Annotated in this window: 16 protein-coding genes; 7 read left to right on the forward strand and 9 right to left on the reverse strand. The window is 53.3% G+C overall.

Going from position 1 to position 16,014, the window contains the following annotated elements:
• Positions 1-359: 359 nt before the first annotated feature.
• The gene (gene soxR, locus U0026_RS21010; RefSeq protein WP_062778053.1) at positions 360-818 is read right to left on the reverse strand and encodes a redox-sensitive transcriptional activator SoxR; all 459 of its coding nucleotides are present in this window, start codon (positions 816-818) and stop codon (positions 360-362) included.
• 87 nt (positions 819-905) lie between these two features.
• On the opposite strand from soxR, the gene soxS reads away from it, so the two are divergent.
• The 3 genes from soxS to U0026_RS21025 all read left to right on the forward strand — a co-directional run bounded on the left by soxS (position 906) and on the right by U0026_RS21025 (position 3,425).
• Positions 906-1,235, forward strand: coding sequence for a superoxide response transcriptional regulator SoxS (gene soxS / locus U0026_RS21015; RefSeq protein ID WP_062778051.1), 330 nt, complete (start codon positions 906-908; stop codon positions 1,233-1,235).
• A 255-nt stretch (positions 1,236-1,490) separates the two neighbouring features.
• Positions 1,491-1,772 carry a YjcB family protein gene (locus U0026_RS21020; RefSeq protein WP_062778049.1) on the forward strand — a complete coding sequence of 94 codons (282 nt, stop codon included), beginning with the start codon at positions 1,491-1,493 and terminating at the stop codon, positions 1,770-1,772.
• A 138-nt stretch (positions 1,773-1,910) separates the two neighbouring features.
• The gene (locus U0026_RS21025) at positions 1,911-3,425 is read left to right on the forward strand and encodes an MltF family protein (RefSeq protein WP_062778048.1); all 1,515 of its coding nucleotides are present in this window, start codon (positions 1,911-1,913) and stop codon (positions 3,423-3,425) included.
• Between the two features lie 205 nt (positions 3,426-3,630).
• On the opposite strand, the gene ssb1 is transcribed toward U0026_RS21025, so the two are convergent.
• Positions 3,631-4,173, reverse strand: a complete 543-nt coding sequence (gene ssb1 / locus U0026_RS21030; protein ID WP_062778046.1) for a single-stranded DNA-binding protein SSB1 — start codon at positions 4,171-4,173, stop codon at positions 3,631-3,633.
• Positions 4,174-4,424: 251 nt separating this feature from the next.
• Between ssb1 and uvrA the strand changes: the two genes are divergently transcribed.
• Complete coding sequence (uvrA, locus tag U0026_RS21035; RefSeq protein WP_062778044.1) at positions 4,425-7,250, forward strand: excinuclease ABC subunit UvrA; 2,826 nt, start codon at positions 4,425-4,427, stop codon at positions 7,248-7,250.
• Here uvrA and U0026_RS21040 read toward each other — a convergent pair whose 3' ends face one another.
• The 5 genes from U0026_RS21040 to dnaB all read right to left on the reverse strand — a co-directional run bounded on the left by U0026_RS21040 (position 7,251) and on the right by dnaB (position 12,618).
• A complete protein-coding gene (locus tag U0026_RS21040) occupies positions 7,251-7,604 on the reverse strand; it encodes an MmcQ/YjbR family DNA-binding protein (RefSeq protein ID WP_062778042.1) in 354 nt (117 codons plus the stop codon). It abuts the gene before it with no gap.
• A 236-nt stretch (positions 7,605-7,840) separates the two neighbouring features.
• Entirely contained in the window at positions 7,841-8,554 is a 714-nt protein-coding gene (aphA, locus tag U0026_RS21045) for an acid phosphatase AphA (RefSeq protein WP_062778040.1), read from the reverse strand.
• 199 nt (positions 8,555-8,753) lie between these two features.
• Positions 8,754-9,947 (reverse strand): aromatic amino acid transaminase, encoded by a 1,194-nt coding sequence (tyrB, locus tag U0026_RS21050; protein WP_062778038.1) that lies wholly within the window; start codon positions 9,945-9,947, stop codon positions 8,754-8,756.
• A 128-nt stretch (positions 9,948-10,075) separates the two neighbouring features.
• A complete protein-coding gene (alr, locus tag U0026_RS21055) occupies positions 10,076-11,155 on the reverse strand; it encodes an alanine racemase (RefSeq protein WP_062778036.1) in 1,080 nt (359 codons plus the stop codon).
• A gap of 47 nt (positions 11,156-11,202) precedes the next feature.
• Positions 11,203-12,618, reverse strand: a complete 1,416-nt coding sequence (gene dnaB, locus U0026_RS21060; RefSeq protein ID WP_062778034.1) for a replicative DNA helicase — start codon at positions 12,616-12,618, stop codon at positions 11,203-11,205.
• An 89-nt stretch (positions 12,619-12,707) separates the two neighbouring features.
• Between dnaB and U0026_RS21065 the strand changes: the two genes are divergently transcribed.
• Positions 12,708-13,691: a quinone oxidoreductase gene (locus tag U0026_RS21065; RefSeq protein ID WP_062778032.1), complete on the forward strand. Its 984-nt coding sequence runs from the start codon at positions 12,708-12,710 to the stop codon at positions 13,689-13,691.
• A 171-nt stretch (positions 13,692-13,862) separates the two neighbouring features.
• On the opposite strand, the gene pspG is transcribed toward U0026_RS21065, so the two are convergent.
• A complete protein-coding gene (gene pspG, locus U0026_RS21070) occupies positions 13,863-14,102 on the reverse strand; it encodes an envelope stress response protein PspG (RefSeq protein ID WP_062778030.1) in 240 nt (79 codons plus the stop codon).
• A gap of 140 nt (positions 14,103-14,242) precedes the next feature.
• The gene (gene dusA / locus U0026_RS21075) at positions 14,243-15,241 is read right to left on the reverse strand and encodes a tRNA dihydrouridine(20/20a) synthase DusA (protein ID WP_062778028.1); all 999 of its coding nucleotides are present in this window, start codon (positions 15,239-15,241) and stop codon (positions 14,243-14,245) included.
• 142 nt (positions 15,242-15,383) lie between these two features.
• Here dusA and U0026_RS21080 point away from each other — a divergent pair, with 142 nt between their 5' ends.
• Together U0026_RS21080 and U0026_RS21085 are read left to right on the forward strand one after the other, a co-directional pair.
• Positions 15,384-15,647 (forward strand): type II toxin-antitoxin system HicA family toxin, encoded by a 264-nt coding sequence (locus tag U0026_RS21080; protein ID WP_062778026.1) that lies wholly within the window; start codon positions 15,384-15,386, stop codon positions 15,645-15,647.
• Positions 15,644-15,979 carry a type II toxin-antitoxin system HicB family antitoxin gene (locus tag U0026_RS21085; RefSeq protein WP_218017074.1) on the forward strand — a complete coding sequence of 112 codons (336 nt, stop codon included), beginning with the start codon at positions 15,644-15,646 and terminating at the stop codon, positions 15,977-15,979. The genes U0026_RS21080 and U0026_RS21085 overlap by 4 nt, the downstream gene beginning before the upstream one ends.
• Positions 15,980-16,014: the final 35 nt, after the last annotated feature.

The raw sequence follows: 16,014 nt of genomic DNA on the forward strand, positions 1-16,014 counted from the left end.
TGCGTGGTGGAACATCCACTGCCAGTTAAGCGTCATCTCCTTGTGCTACATTGCGGCAATAGGGGAGCCACAAAAAAGCAAACGATTAACTCCGCGCAGACAAAACGATAATCGGAAGTCCCCATTTGCGCGTTTGCGCAATGAGGTGAGCCTGTCGTTTTCGACGTAAGATGCGTCCGAAAATTCGAGGCAAACGATTATCTGGCTTTTATACCCTCTTTTTCAACAGAAGTTTGCCCTGCTGTATCAAAATTAACGATTGCCGATGAAGAATTCACCAACCCATGCGCAAACGTTATCGTTAATGCGCAATCTGGCAACAATTCTGTGGCATAAATGTCGCAATCACCCGGCATGGATTATTCGTCTTCTAACAGTCGCGCACCGGTGCCCTCTTCACCCAATTTATCACCTGGGTTACGCAACGGGCAGTCACGCAATGACATACAACCGCAACCAATGCAGCCGTTGAGTTGATCGCGCAGCGCTTCCATGGCGTGGATGCGTTTATCCAGCTCTTCGCGCCATTGGGTGGTGAAATGCTTCCAGTCTTTCGGCCCCAGCGTGTGGTTTTCCGGTAGAACGCGCAGAGATTCACCAATGGTGCCGAGCGGGATCCCTAAGCGCTGGGCAATTTTAATAATCGCCACGTAGCGCAAAACATCGCGCTTATAGCGCCGCTGATTGCCGCTGTTTCTCGTGCTGCGAATCAGCCCTTTGCTTTCATAAAAATGTAACGCAGATACCGCTACGCCAGTTCGTTTCGCTACTTCACCCGGTGAAAGCAGCGTTTTTATTCTCGTCGATTTTTTTTCCATAATCCGCTTTACCTCAAGTTAACTTGAGGAATTATACTCGCCCTCAGAACAGAAATCGACGCGAAAATAGACAACGGGGAGAGCCTTATGTCCCATCGGGAAATTATTCAGACGCTTATTGAATGGATAGATGAACATATCGAGCAACCGCTTAATATCGATATCGTGGCCAAAAAATCCGGCTATTCGAAGTGGTACCTGCAACGGATGTTCCGCACCGTGATGCATCAAACGTTGGGTGATTACATTCGCCAGCGGCGTCTGTTGCTGGCGGCGGAAGCGCTGCGCACCACCCAGCGACCCATCTTCGATATCGCGATGGATCTGGGTTACGTTTCGCAGCAGACGTTTTCCCGCGTATTCCGCCGTGAATTCGACCGTACACCGACAGCCTATCGTCATCAGATCTCCGCTTAATATGCCTCTTTGCTGCCGTCGCACACCGCGCGGCAGCACCATTCCCATACCCTTTTAACGGTTATTTTACTGACAAAAATCCTGCGCCCGCCTCTGGTGAATAAAACAACAAACGTGATATAGTTCACAAAATAGAATGAAACAGAAACAGCGTTTCATCTCGTTTGATGCCTTCAGATAGCCAGAGCGCCTCGTGCCTCAGTGAACAACGCGCTGTCAGGGCAATGTCTTGTTTATCTCTGAGGATAAGGTTTCATGGTTTCCATTACCGCAGGCGTCGCGCTGCTACGTTGGCCGTTAACCAGCGCAGTACTGATGTTTATCGCCAGTACCCTGAAGATTCAACTTCGTAAATCAGACTACGCCGGGCTGGCAGTGATCAGCGGTATGCTGGGTGTCGCAGCAGCTTGCTGGTTCGCGACGGGCTTACTGGGGATTACTCTGGTGGATATTTCGACCATCTTTAATAACATCAAAGATGTGATGGTTGAAGTGATGAGTCATGCGCCGCCTGAATGGCCGGTGCCGATGTATTGAGTGCTGATGAAACTGCTAAAACCCCGATTTATCGGGGTTTTTTATTGCCCAAATTCACCAGGGAAAACCCTTTCCACACCAGGTGTTTTACTCTCCATCGACTAAAATAAACGGATGCGCCCTGCGGAGTGCCGCACCATGAACACCGTCCCTTTCTATCGTTTTATCATTCCCTGCCTCAGCGTTCTGCTGCTTCAACCCGCTTATGCTGCCTCGACGGAGAGTGAGCCTTCCGACACTCTAGAGGTCAATATCGAAACGATCATGCAGCCGTGGACGGGCGATCTTCCCGGCATGCAAGACCGACGAGTGATCCGGGTGTTGACCACCTACAGCAAGACCTTTTTTTTCATCACCAAAGGCCAGCAGCGCGGGGCAACTCACGATATTTTCGCTGCGTTTGAACAAAGCCTTAACGCGCAGTTGGCAAAAGATAAAAAGCTGAAGCAGCGCCATCTTAAGGTACGTATTATCTTCGTCCCGGTAACGCGAGATACGCTTTTTAGCGCCCTCAATGAAGGTAAAGGGGATATCGCGGCCGCAAACCTGACCATCACCCCTTCCCGCCAAAAAGAGGTCGCCTTCACCGAGCCACTCTACTCCGGGATCAAGGAGTTACTGATCTCAGGCCCCGCCTCTCCACAGGTAAAAAACCTCGACGATCTCTCCGGCAAGACGGTATTTGTGCGTCTTTCATCAAGCTATTACGAAAGCGTGCTTACCCTAAATGCGCGTTTCGCCAAAGAGAAGCGCCCTCCGGTAACCATCAAACCCGCTCCCGAAGCACTGGAAGATGAGGATTTACTGGAGATGCTTAACGCGGGGCTTATCCCTCTGACCGTGGTCGACCGCCATAAAGCCGTATTCTGGAAACAGGTATTCCCCAAAATTGAGGTACACGAAAAGGTGGTGCTCCGAGATGACGGCAGCATTGCCTGGGCCGTGCGTAAAAATAATCCGAAGCTGCTGGCTGAGCTGAATGATTTTGTCAAAGACCACCGCCAGGGCAGTACGCTGGGTAATACACTTTTGTTGCGCTATCTGAAGAGCGCAAGCTATGTCAAAAATGTCGCCGCAGAGAGGGAGCGACGCAAGTTTCTCAAGATGGTGGAGGTGTTTAGAAAATATGGCGACCGTTATGATGTTGACTGGCTATTGATGGCCGCGCAGGGATATCAGGAATCACGGCTCGATCAGTCGGTACGCAGCCATGTTGGGGCGATTGGCGTGATGCAGGTGATGCCAAAAACCGGTAAAGAGTTGAAGGTGGGCGACATCAAACAGCTGGATCCCAATATTCATGCTGGGGTGAAATATATGCGCTGGATGATCGATCGCTACTATGCCGATGAACCCATGACGCAGCTAGATAAGGCACTGTTTTCCTTCGCCTCCTATAATGCTGGGCCAGCGCGTATTGCTCGCCTGCGAGTGGAAACGAAGAAGCGTGACTTTGATCCCAATATCTGGTTTGGCAACGTCGAGAACCTTGCCGCTGAGAAAATTGGTGCAGAGACAGTGACCTACGTCAGCAACATCTATAAATACTACATCGCTTATCGGCTGATTCTTGACGAGATGAACCGCAAGCGGGTGGCGACGGGAAAGCCACCGATTCTGCCCGTGCTCAATGAAACATCAATGGCCAACTGAGGGCGTGATCGCCTCCACTGAATTACCTATCGTAGACCGGATAATGCATTTACGCCGCTGCACGGTTGTACCTGATGGCGCTTTGCTTATCATGCCTACCCAGAGCCGACGATAATCGACACCGTAGTCTGAGACGGTCTGCCCCAAAAACAAAAAACCCTGCCGAAGCAGGGTTTCATATTCTGAGTTCGCGAAAACGCGAGTCTTAGAATGGGATATCGTCGTCGAAGTCCATTGGTGGTTCGTTAGACTGTGCCGGTGCAGATTGTGGCTGCTGCTGCGGGCGAGACTGCGCGCCGCCGCTGAACTGATTGCCGCCCTGTGGCTGCTGAGGTTGACCCCAACCGCCCTGCTGCTGGCCGCCGCCTGCGTTACCGCCAGCCGGTGCGCCGCCGCCCTGACGGCCGCCGAGCATCTGCATGGTGCCGCCTACGTTCACGGTCACTTCAGTGGTGTATTTTTCAACGCCGGACTGATCGGTCCATTTACGGGTACGCAGCTGGCCTTCGATATAAACCTGAGAGCCTTTACGCAGGTATTCGCCCGCAACTTCCGCCAGCTTGCCAAACAGCACTACGCGGTGCCATTCGGTCTGCTCTTTCATTTCACCGGTCGCTTTATCGCGCCAGGATTCGGAAGTAGCCAGCGTAATGTTGGCAACTGCGCCACCATTCGGCATGTAGCGCACTTCCGGGTCCTGGCCCAGGTTACCGACGAGAATCACCTTGTTTACGCCTCTGCTGGCCATGTTTGTCTCTCCTGAATATGTGTCTTGATTAAGTGTAAACGCGCCAGTGTATCATTTCCAGACGGTATTTTGGTAGCTGCGAGGTGGATTCCACTAAACATCTTATTGCACTGCAATTTTCATCCGTCACTCCGTTCGGCATTCCAATACTGTATATTCATTCAGGTTAAGTTGTGTCATAATTAGCCGTTTCTGCCGTTTGTCCTTCGAACAAACCAGGCAATCCGTGTATCTTCTACCGGGAAAGGTGAATGGATAAGATCGAAGTTCGGGGCGCCCGCACCCACAATCTCAAAAACATCAACCTCGTCATCCCTCGCGACAAACTGATTGTCGTGACCGGGCTGTCTGGGTCTGGCAAATCCTCATTGGCTTTCGACACCCTCTACGCCGAGGGACAGCGTCGCTATGTAGAATCGCTTTCTGCCTATGCGCGTCAGTTCCTGTCGTTGATGGAAAAGCCGGACGTCGATCATATTGAAGGGCTGTCGCCAGCGATTTCTATCGAGCAGAAGTCGACCTCGCATAACCCGCGTTCTACCGTCGGTACCATCACCGAAATTCACGACTACCTGCGTCTGCTGTACGCACGTGTCGGCGAACCGCGCTGCCCGGATCACGACGTACCGCTGGCGGCGCAAACGGTCAGCCAGATGGTCGATAACGTGCTGTCGCAGCCGGAAGGCAAACGCCTAATGCTGCTGGCTCCGATCATTAAAGAGCGCAAAGGCGAGCACACCAAAACGCTGGAAAACCTGGCAAGCCAGGGTTACATCCGCGCGCGTATTGACGGCGAAGTGTGTGACCTGTCCGATCCGCCGAAGCTTGAGCTGCAAAAGAAACACACCATTGAAGTGGTTATCGACCGCTTTAAAGTTCGCGACGATCTGACGCAGCGTCTGGCTGAATCCTTTGAAACCGCGTTGGATCTCTCTGGCGGTACGGCGGTGGTCTCTGATATGGATGACCCGAAAGCGGAAGAGTTGTTATTCTCCGCCAACTTCGCCTGCCCGATTTGCGGCTACAGCATGCGTGAGCTGGAACCGCGCCTGTTCTCGTTCAACAACCCGGCAGGCGCCTGTCCAACCTGTGATGGTCTGGGCGTACAGCAGTATTTCGATCCTGACCGCGTTATCCAGAACCCCGAGTTGTCGCTGGCCGGTGGCGCCATTCGTGGCTGGGACCGTCGCAACTTCTATTACTTCCAGATGCTGAAATCACTGGCGGAGCACTATAAGTTCGACGTAGAAGCACCATGGGAAAGCCTAAGCGCCACCGCGCAGAAAGCGATTCTCAACGGTTCAGGTAAAGAGTCGATTGAATTTAAGTACATCAACGACCGTGGCGACACCTCCGTGCGCCGCCATCCGTTTGAAGGCGTGATGCACAATATGGAGCGTCGTTACAAAGAGACCGAATCCAGTGCGGTACGTGAGGAGTTGGCGAAATTTATCAGCAACCGTTCCTGCACTAGCTGCGACGGTACGCGTCTGCGTCGCGAAGCGCGTCACGTGTACGTTGAGAACACACCGCTGCCAACCATCTCCGATATGAGTATTGGTCACGCGCTGGACTTCTTCACCAACATGAAGCTGTCCGGCCAGCGGGCAAAAATTGCGGAAAAAGTGCTTAAAGAGATTGGCGATCGCCTGAAATTCCTGGTGAACGTCGGCCTCAACTACCTCACTCTGTCCCGTTCAGCGGAAACGTTGTCCGGCGGCGAAGCTCAGCGTATCCGTCTGGCGAGCCAGATTGGCGCCGGGTTGGTTGGCGTGATGTATGTGCTGGATGAGCCGTCTATCGGTCTGCACCAGCGCGATAATGAACGTCTGCTGGGTACGCTGGTACACCTGCGTAATCTCGGCAATACGGTGATTGTGGTGGAGCACGACGAAGATGCCATTCGCGCGGCCGACCACGTTATCGATATTGGCCCGGGCGCGGGTGTGCACGGTGGTCAGGTGGTAGCTGAAGGGACACTGGACGACATCATGGCGGTGCCGGAGTCGTTAACCGGACAGTTCATGAGCGGTAAACGCAAAATTGAAGTGCCGAAAAACCGCGTGCCAGCAGACCCGGAAAAAGTGCTCAAACTGACCGGCGCATCGGGTAACAACTTAAAAGATGTCACCCTGACCCTACCGGTCGGCCTGTTTACCTGCATTACCGGCGTGTCCGGTTCAGGTAAATCGACGCTGATTAATGACACGTTATTCCCGATTGCACAGACTCAGCTCAATGGTGCCACCATCGCTGAACCGGCGCCGTATTGCGACGTGCAGGGGCTTGAGCATTTCGATAAGGTTATCGATATCGACCAGAGCCCGATTGGCCGTACGCCGCGATCGAACCCGGCAACCTACACCGGTGTCTTCACGCCAGTGCGTGAGCTGTTTGCGGGCGTACCGGAGTCGCGTACCCGTGGCTATACGCCGGGGCGCTTTAGCTTTAACGTGCGCGGCGGACGCTGCGAAGCCTGCCAGGGCGATGGCGTTATCAAAGTCGAAATGCACTTCCTGCCGGATATCTACGTGCCGTGCGACCAGTGCAAAGGCAAACGCTATAACCGCGAAACGCTGGAGATTAAGTACAAAGGCAAGACCATCCACGAAGTTCTGGATATGACCATTGAAGAAGCCCGTGAGTTCTTCGATGCCGTTCCGGCGCTGGCGCGTAAGCTGCAAACGTTGATGGACGTTGGCCTGACCTACATTCGTCTTGGCCAGTCGGCCACCACGCTGTCCGGCGGTGAAGCGCAGCGCGTGAAGCTCGCGCGTGAGCTGTCAAAACGCGGTACTGGCCAGACGCTGTACATTCTGGATGAACCGACCACCGGCCTGCACTTTGCCGATATCCAGCAATTGCTGGAAGTGCTGCATCAGCTCAGAGATCAGGGCAACACCATCGTGGTGATTGAGCACAACCTGGACGTCATTAAAACGGCTGACTGGATTGTCGACCTGGGTCCGGAAGGCGGCAGCGGCGGCGGTGAAATCCTCGTTTCCGGCACGCCGGAGACGGTGGCTAACTGCGAAGCGTCACACACCGCGCGTTTCCTGAAACCTCTGCTGCAATAACTACGAGTACATCTGCTGCCGGAGCGCTTCCGGCAGCAGTTCTACCGCCAGTTGATACGACGCGTCCACCAGATAGTAAATCTGCGAATTCGGCAATGAGCCATCAAGATACAACGTACTCCAATGCGCCTTATTTAAATGGCGACTTGGGCGTACATCTTTGTGCTGCTGTCGCAGCAGTTCCGCCAGTTCGGGGCTGGTTTTCAGTGAAACCGCCGGGCGGTCTTCCACATCCTTTACCATCGCGAAAAGTACGTCAGCCACTTTAATTTGAGTTGCCTTCCAGTCGCTGTGTACGCTTTGTTCCGCGCCACGTTTGGCCATGCAATACAGCAGAAGATCCGAACTGGTCATCGTTTCATACTCCTTAAGTCTCACAAACCACTTTGTGCAAAAAACCATCATCTCAGTGTGCAACAAGATGCCGAAAGGATAAACCTTCCAGTGACTGATCTTGACTAAAAAAGCATCATTTATTGATAGGCGTTTGGAGCGAATTGTAGGCCGGATAAGCAAAGCGCCATCCGGCAGCGTGGGCAGATTGCCGAATGGCGGCGTAAACGCCTTATCCAGCCTACCCTTGTTTGGTATTAGTACTCAGAATTAACGATCACTTCTTCGTTGAATGTGCCAACCTGCGGCAGCGGTCGGTAAGTCGAGTTAGAGGCACGCAGTACGCGGATTGCTCTGGCACCCACTTCACGCGCAGCGGTGATATCGTTGTCGGAATCGCCGTAGAAAACGCGAATATTCTTCTCTTTGAGCCACTGGGTTTTGCTGTTCTGTCCAGGATTGTCACCGGCAAAAATCACCGGATTCATGCTCGCTCCTGGGATCAGGAAATAATCCTGCAGCGTTTTTGAGACGGTTTCAGTTTTGGTCTGGCTGCGACCGGTCACAAAGTAGATGCTATCGCCGCGCTTCACGTGCATCGCAATCAACGAGCGGGCAACCTCTTTCGGGATACTGAAAGCATCCCAACCGTTATTCATTTTTTCCCAGAATTCTGGTTTTTTCAGATAGTCCTGGGAATCTGGAGAGTAGGTCTTTTGTCCGCGCCAAAAACCAGGGCTGGAAAACAGCACGGTATCATCGATATCAAAACCGACCGCCATCGGCGGGTGACCGAGCAGGCTGTTCTCAATTTGAGCGACTGAAACCCAGTGAATTGGCGCTTGTTCGGCAAGCTTTGCCACATCGGTACCGGGGTAGAGCGGAGACGGTGACGAGGCATGGGCCGTCACCGAAGAATTCAGTGCAAATAACAAGCAGACGGCACTGAGAGCTTGCGTGATCTTGCGCATGGTTTCCCTTAAATCGTCGAGTCGTTATTGTAATAAAGTGAGGGGTGTTTCAAATAAAAGCCCTGCGACCTTACCGCCTGGCAACGATGAAAGGAAGGTTTTTCTGAGAATAATCCTGTAAAAAGTAAGGTGATCACATTTTGATGCTTTAATCCCACTCTGGCTCAGAATAAAGCCCCAGGCCAGAGTGAGCACATACTTACATCACAGCGGCGAACGCTTTTGCTACACGCTGAACGTTACGAGTATTGAGCCCAGCCAGGCACATACGTCCGCTGGCAATAAGGTAAACACCAAATTCATCACGCAGACGATCCACCTGAGCAGCACTCAGGCCGGTATAACTGAACATCCCACGCTGCTTCAGGAGATAGTCAAAGTTGCCATCGGGCATCTCTTCTTTCAGCACCTTCACCAGCGCCTCGCGCATCTGCTGAATACGCACGCGCATCCCTTCGACTTCGGCCAGCCACTCAGCGTTAAGTTGCGCATCGCCCAGCACCGTTGCCACCACCTGCGCCCCGTAATTCGGCGGGCTGGAGTAATTGCGACGAACGGTCGCTTTCAGTTGCCCCAGCACGCGCAGCGCGGTTTCATTATCTTCGCAAACCACCGACAGGCCGCCGACGCGCTCGCCATAGAGGGAGAAAATTTTGGAGAATGAGTTGCTGACCAACGCAGGCAGGCCCGCATCGGCAATCGCGCGAATCGCGTAGGCATCGTCATCCATTCCCGCACCAAAGCCCTGATAGGCGATGTCGAGGAACGGGATCAGGTCACGCGCTTTCAGTACTTCAACCACCGCATCCCACTCTTTAGGCGTGAGGTCGGCCCCGGTTGGGTTATGGCAGCATGGGTGCAACAGCACAATACTGCGGGCAGGCAGCGCGTTGAACGCTTCCAGCAGTGCATTAACACGAACACCGTTGGTTTCGCTGTCGAACCAAGGATAGGTACCCACGGTAAAGCCTGCGCCTTCAAAAATAGCGATATGGTTTTCCCAGGTCGGGTCGCTGACCCATACGCCGGAGTCCGGGAAGTAGCGCTTAAGGAAATCAGCGCCAATTTTTAACGCGCCGGAGCCGCCGACCGTCTGAATAGTGGCGACACGCTGTTGCTGGAGAACCGGATGGTCGGCGCCAAACAGCAGCGGTGCCACGGTGTGACAATAGCTGTTAAGCCCTTCCATTGGCAGGTATAAGGACGCACCGTGCGGCTGCGTGTTCAGAAGTGCTTCAGCCTTAGCCACCGAGTCTAACTGCGGGATGATACCGTCTTCGTTATAGAACAGGCCGATGCTGAGGTTTACTTTCTCGCTGCGGGGATCTTCTTTAAAGCGTTCCATTAACGAAAGAATGGGGTCGCCCGCATAGGCGTCAACTTTTTGAAACACGCGATGGTTCTCCAGGTGTACAGAAGGCAGGAAATAACACAATAAACTGGATGTTGCGGAAGGTCGAGAGGTTGTTGGTGGGTTTTTCCCGGCGTCACGCAGTGAAGCCGGGGAATAGCGGCGTAAGACTAGTCGATATACTTCATCGCCACACGTGACGTCAGGCGCGTGATAAGTTCGTAAGCACTCACTTTCGTTATTTCGGCAATGCGTTCAACCGGTAGCCCTTCACCCCACAAGGTGACTGCATCACCGGTTTTATCCTCGGCTTCAGGCCCTAAATCAACGCAGATCATGTCCATCGCTACGCGCCCGACAACAGGCACGATACGACCATTCACCAGCACCGGCGTACCGGATGGCGCCGCGCGCGGATAACCATCGCCGTAGCCCATGGCCACCACACCTAAACGAGTGTCGCGTTCGCTAATCCAGGTACCACCGTAGCCGACCGCTTCGCCCGCTTTGTGCTCGCGGACAGCAATTAAGCTGGAAATCAGCGACATCACCGGCTGCATACCAAAATCCGGGCCCCAGGGTTTCTGCTCGAGTGGCGACACGCCGTAGAGAATGATACCCGGACGCGCCCAGTCGAAATGCGATTGCGGCCACAGCAGGATACCGCCGGATGCCGCGATAGAGCGCTGACCCGGTTTGCCTTCGGTAAACGTATTGAAAATATCAAGCTGGCGTTCGGTCGCGCCGCAGTCTGGCTCGTCGGCGCGGGCAAAGTGGCTGACGATATTTACCGGCTGACAAACGTTTCTGCACTGGCTCAGACGCTGGTAAAAAGCATCAGCCTCTTCCGGGCGTACACCCAGACGGTGCATACCCGTGTCGAGTTTCATCCAAACGGTGACCGGCTCGGCCAGTTCAGCAGCTTCCAGCGCTTCCAGTTGCTCAACGTTATGTACGGCGGTGTGCAGATGCTGCGCCGAGATGGTTGGCAGGTCTGTGGCATTAAAGAAGCCTTCCAGCAGCAGTATCGGTTGAGTGATTCCGCCTTCACGCAGGCGCAATGCTTCTTCAAGACGGGCCACGCCAAAAGCATCCGCGTCGGGGAGCGTTCGCGCGGTCTCAAGAAGACCGTGTCCGTAGGCGTTCGCTTTCACCACCGCAACCAGCTTGCTGGCAGGTGCCAGTTCACGCAGACGTTGCAGGTTGTGTCGCAGAGCGCGGCGGTTAATGACTACAGTTGCCGCTTGCATTTGTGTTCCTTGATAAGTGTTTGCTTAAGTAACTTGATTCAATCTTATTATTCGTCGTCGTACTGCGGTCCTGCGTAGTTATCGAAACGCGACCATTGACCGTTGAACGTCAGACGTACCGTCCCGATTGGGCCGTTACGCTGTTTACCAATGATAATCTCGGCGATACCTTTTAAGTCACTATTTTCGTGATAAACCTCATCACGATAGATAAACATGATTAAGTCGGCATCCTGCTCGATGGAGCCGGATTCACGCAAGTCGGAGTTGACCGGGCGTTTGTCCGCACGTTGTTCCAGGGAGCGGTTAAGCTGCGACAGCGCCACCACCGGTACGTGCAGCTCTTTAGCTAACGATTTAAGCGAGCGGGAGATTTCAGCGATTTCCAGCGTACGGTTGTCGGAAAGCGACGGCACACGCATTAGCTGGAGGTAGTCGATCATAATCAGGCCAATACCCCCATGTTCACGGGCGATACGGCGCGCGCGGGAGCGTACTTCCGTCGGCGTCAGGCCGGATGAGTCATCAATATAGATGTTTCGTTTTTCCAGCAAGATCCCCATGGTGCCGGAAATACGCGCCCAATCTTCATCATCAAGCTGACCGGTACGAATACGGGTCTGGTCAACGCGAGACAGAGACGCCAGCGTACGCATCATGATCTGTTCTGATGGCATCTCGAGACTGAAGATGAGAACCGGTTTATCCTGCAACATCGCCGCATTTTCGACGATGTTCATTGCAAATGTCGTTTTACCCATCGCTGGACGAGCGGCCACAATAATCAAATCTGACGGCTGTAAGCCTGCGGTTTTTTTATTGAGATCATCATAACCGGTGTTTACCCCGGTGACGCCGTCGTGCGGCTGCTGGAAAAGCTGTTCGATACGCGCGACGGTAGCGTCGAGCACTTCGGTAATATTTCGCGGGCCTTCGTCTTTATTGGCGCGGCTTTCAGCGATTTTAAAGACGCGAGACTCCGCCAGATCCAACAGGTCTTCACTGGTGCGGCCCTGCGGGTCAAAACCGGCTTCGGCGATTTCATTGGCCACCGAGATCATTTCACGGACAACCGCACGTTCACGAACAATATCAGCGTAAGCACTGATGTTCGCCGCACTTGGCGTGTTTTTTGACAATTCTGCCAGGTAGGCGAAACCGCCGACACTGTCCAGTTGCCCCTGTCGCTCCAGCGATTCCGCGAGCGTGATCAGGTCAATCGGGCTACCGCCTTCTTGCAAACGCCCCATCTCCGTGAAGATGTGGCGGTGCGGACGCGTGTAGAAATCGTCGGAGACCACGCGCTCAGCGACGTCGTCCCAGCGCTGGTTATCCAGCATTAAACCGCCCAACACCGATTGTTCCGCTTCAATCGAGTGCGGCGGTACTTTCAGCCCTGCGACCTGAAAGTCGCGGTCGCGAGCTTCGGTTTGGGGTTTGTTGAAGGGTTTATTTGCTGCCATAGTGAATGGTATTACCGAGATAGAGAGTGGGTCGAAAGATTACCATATTATATCACTTTTGACCGCATCCAAATGAGACTGGAGGAAGCATGGCAACCCGCATTGAATTTAGCAAACATGGCGGCCCGGAAGTGTTGAACGCCGTCGAATTCACCCCGAATGCCCCCGGTGAAAACGAAGTGCAGGTGGAAAACAAAGCCATCGGCATCAACTACATCGACACCTATATCCGCAGCGGCCTCTACCCACCGCCGTCGATGCCAAGCGGTCTGGGCACTGAGGCTGCCGGGGTGGTCAGCCAGGTGGGTAGCGGCGTTAAACACATCAAAGCAGGCGATCGCGTGGTATACGCCCAATCCGGGCTGGGTGCATACAGTTCAGTGCATAACGTGCCAGCCGATAAAGTCGCCCTGCTACCTTCAGCTATCTCTTACGAGCAGGCTGCCGCGTCATTCCTGAAGGGTTTAACGGTCTATTATTTGCTGCGTAAAACCTATGAAATCAAACCCGGCGAGCCGTTCCTGTTCCACGCGGCGGCAGGTGGTGTGGGGTTGATTGCCTGTCAGTGGGCAAAAGCGCTGGGAGCGAAGCTTATCGGCACCGTAGGAAGCGCAGAAAAGGCCGAGCGAGCTAAACAGGCGGGAGCCTGGCAGGTAATTAATTATCGCGATGAAAATATTGCTGAGCGGGTTAAGGAGATTACTGGCGGTAAAAAGCTGTCGGTGGTCTACGACTCGGTGGGTAAAGACACATGGGAGGCATCACTCGACTGCTTAAAACGTCGCGGCCTGATGGTTAGTTTTGGCAATTCATCCGGCCCGGTGACCGGCGTCAACTTGGGGATCCTCAATCAGAAAGGTTCATTGTTTGTCACCCGCCCTTCTCTTAACGGCTACATCACAAATTATGATGAACTCAAAGAGGCCAGCCATGAGCTGTTTTCGCTTATCGCCAGCGGCATTATCAAAGTGGATGTGGCAGACAGCCAGAAGTATCCGTTGAAAGAGGCGCGACGTGCACATGAAATTCTGGAAAGCCGGGCCACACAGGGGTCAAGCCTGCTGATTCCGTAAAGTTTCTCGCGCACAAAAGACTAGGGCTTCCCGTAGGAAGCCCTTTCTTTTTTTAGTTCGGCTGTATGTAGGGTACAGCTCGATGAATTCGTTAACCGAGCCATAGTGACAGATTTATTACGCAAAACCTACGGTGTTTTATGCAAAAATATTGAGGTTGTGACAGAAGCCTCAATACCTCCGGTAGTTGCTGCGGTAGGTTTGATTTTTCGGTGATTTAATCGCTCGAATAATCCACACGCCGACCACCGCCAGGATCAGCCACGGCAGTAACTTGATCATAATCGCGAACAAGCCACCGACAAACATCAGAGCCGTTGCCGCCACCAGCGCGGCAATAATGCCGAGCAGAGAAATGCCGGTAACCAGCAGCATCACGAAAAATCCAATCACAAATAACAGTTCCAGCATGGTCGCTCTCCCAGAATAAAACGCTTTTCTGTCAGAACTATTACAAGAATCGTGCCAAAAATAACTTATTGAATATCAACAAAAACGCCCTGCAACAGGGTGCAAGGCGTGGTGAATTTGACCAGGTTTTAGCGAAATAATTAACGCTTATCAGCGACCAGCTTTAATGCATGTTCCAGCACATTGATATCAGCACCGGGTTTGTGCGCATTTTCGCTCAGGTAGCGACGCCACTGGCGCGCACCCGGAATGCCCTGGAACAGCCCCAGCATATGGCGAGTCACGTGGCCCAGATAGGTGCCGTTGCTCAGCTCGCGCTCAATGTACGGGTACATCGCACGCACCACGGCCACCGGGTCAGCATCCACGCCATTGGTACCGAAGATTTCACGGTCAACCGACGCCAGAATACCTGGGTTTTGATAGGCTTCGCGACCCACCATCACGCCGTCCATATGTTCCAGATGCACTTTGGCCTCTTCCAGCGACTTGATGCCGCCGTTGATAGACATGGTCAGGTGCGGGAAATCGCGTTTGAGTTGGTAAACACGCGGGTAGTCCAGCGGTGGAATCTCGCGGTTCTCTTTCGGGCTTAAGCCCGAGAGCCAGGCTTTACGCGCATGGATGATAAACATTTCACATTCGCCGCGACCGGACACGGTTTCAATGAAATCGCAGAGAAATTCGTAGCTGTCCTGGTCGTCAATGCCGATACGGGTTTTCACCGTCACCGGGATGGAAACCACATCGCGCATCGCCTTAACGCAATCCGCCACCAGCTGCGCGTTGCCCATCAGGCAAGCCCCGAACATGCCGTTTTGTACACGGTCAGAAGGGCAGCCGACATTGAGGTTAATTTCATCATAGCCCCGCTCCTGCGCCAGTTTCGCACAGTGTGCAAGCGCTGCCGGATCGCTCCCACCAAGCTGCAGGGCAATCGGATGCTCTTCATCACTGAAGGCCAGATAGTCGCCCTTGCCGTGAATAATCGCCCCGGTGGTCACCATTTCGGTATACAGCAGCGTGTGCTGTGACAGCAGGCGCAGGAAGTAGCGGCAGTGTCTGTCCGTCCAGTCGAGCATTGGCGCGATGGAAAAACGGTGAGCGGGGAAAGCAGCAGTCGAAGATTCTGACAACATGGCGATTATTTAAGCATCCGGAAAAAGGGGGCGGTACTATAGCACAGCCGGGAAACGGATACGATTCGCCTTGATATGATATCAAAAAATGATATCATAAAATTGACTTTGGCGATCCCTACATCAAAAAATGGAAATTGAGATGAAATCATTGAACGCCAGGCACCAGAAAACATTACAGCTGATCTTCTCTCTGCCCACACCGGCCTCACTGGAATGGCGAAAAATTGAAGCACTATTTATCGCTTTGGGTGCCAAAGCTTCGGAAGGAAATGGCTCTCGGGTTCGATTTGAAATTAACCAGGTCGTAGCCTCTTTCCACCGACCTCACCCTGACAAGGAAGCAAAGGTTTACCAGGTTCGCGATGCTATGGCATTTCTTATCGCAGTAGGAGTGACACCATGATGAATACCATGACGTACAAAGGCTATGCCGCAAAAATTGATTACAGTGACGAAGACCAATGTTTTGTCGGGCGTATTGCTGGCATCAGGGATGTGATTGGTTTCCATGCAGATAACGTAGCTGACCTTCGCATTGCCTTTGAGGAAGCCGTTGACGATTATATCGCGTATTGCACAGAGCAAGGCCGTGAGCCATTGCGCCCAGCAAGCGGAAAAATTAGCCTGCGAATCTCTCCTGAGGTTCACTCGGCAATCAATATCGCAGCAGAAGTATCCGGTAAAAGTGTCAATCAATGGATTAACGACACGCTTTCGCGGGCCGCCCACGGTTGAACCTGAGCGTTGAACATCCCCGGCGGCGCTGCGCT

Source organism: Kluyvera intermedia, from assembly GCF_034424175.1.
Taxonomy (GTDB): Bacteria; Pseudomonadota; Gammaproteobacteria; order Enterobacterales; family Enterobacteriaceae; genus Kluyvera; species Kluyvera intermedia.

Coding starts and splice junctions, on each gene's coding strand:
- aphA (WP_062778040.1), bottom strand. CDS start 8,554: ATGCGCAAGATCACGCAAGCTCTCAGTGCCGTCTGCTTGTTATTTGCA.
- soxS (WP_062778051.1), top strand. CDS start 906: ATGTCCCATCGGGAAATTATTCAGACGCTTATTGAATGGATAGATGAA.
- alr (WP_062778036.1), bottom strand. CDS start 11,155: ATGCAAGCGGCAACTGTAGTCATTAACCGCCGCGCTCTGCGACACAAC.
- U0026_RS21065 (WP_062778032.1), top strand. CDS start 12,708: ATGGCAACCCGCATTGAATTTAGCAAACATGGCGGCCCGGAAGTGTTG.
- soxR (WP_062778053.1), bottom strand. CDS start 818: ATGGAAAAAAAATCGACGAGAATAAAAACGCTGCTTTCACCGGGTGAA.
- dnaB (WP_062778034.1), bottom strand. CDS start 12,618: ATGGCAGCAAATAAACCCTTCAACAAACCCCAAACCGAAGCTCGCGAC.
- pspG (WP_062778030.1), bottom strand. CDS start 14,102: ATGCTGGAACTGTTATTTGTGATTGGATTTTTCGTGATGCTGCTGGTT.
- ssb1 (WP_062778046.1), bottom strand. CDS start 4,173: ATGGCCAGCAGAGGCGTAAACAAGGTGATTCTCGTCGGTAACCTGGGC.
- U0026_RS21040 (WP_062778042.1), bottom strand. CDS start 7,604: ATGACCAGTTCGGATCTTCTGCTGTATTGCATGGCCAAACGTGGCGCG.
- U0026_RS21025 (WP_062778048.1), top strand. CDS start 1,911: ATGAACACCGTCCCTTTCTATCGTTTTATCATTCCCTGCCTCAGCGTT.
- uvrA (WP_062778044.1), top strand. CDS start 4,425: ATGGATAAGATCGAAGTTCGGGGCGCCCGCACCCACAATCTCAAAAAC.
- dusA (WP_062778028.1), bottom strand. CDS start 15,241: ATGTTGTCAGAATCTTCGACTGCTGCTTTCCCCGCTCACCGTTTTTCC.
- U0026_RS21080 (WP_062778026.1), top strand. CDS start 15,384: ATGAAATCATTGAACGCCAGGCACCAGAAAACATTACAGCTGATCTTC.
- U0026_RS21020 (WP_062778049.1), top strand. CDS start 1,491: ATGGTTTCCATTACCGCAGGCGTCGCGCTGCTACGTTGGCCGTTAACC.
- U0026_RS21085 (WP_218017074.1), top strand. CDS start 15,644: ATGATGAATACCATGACGTACAAAGGCTATGCCGCAAAAATTGATTAC.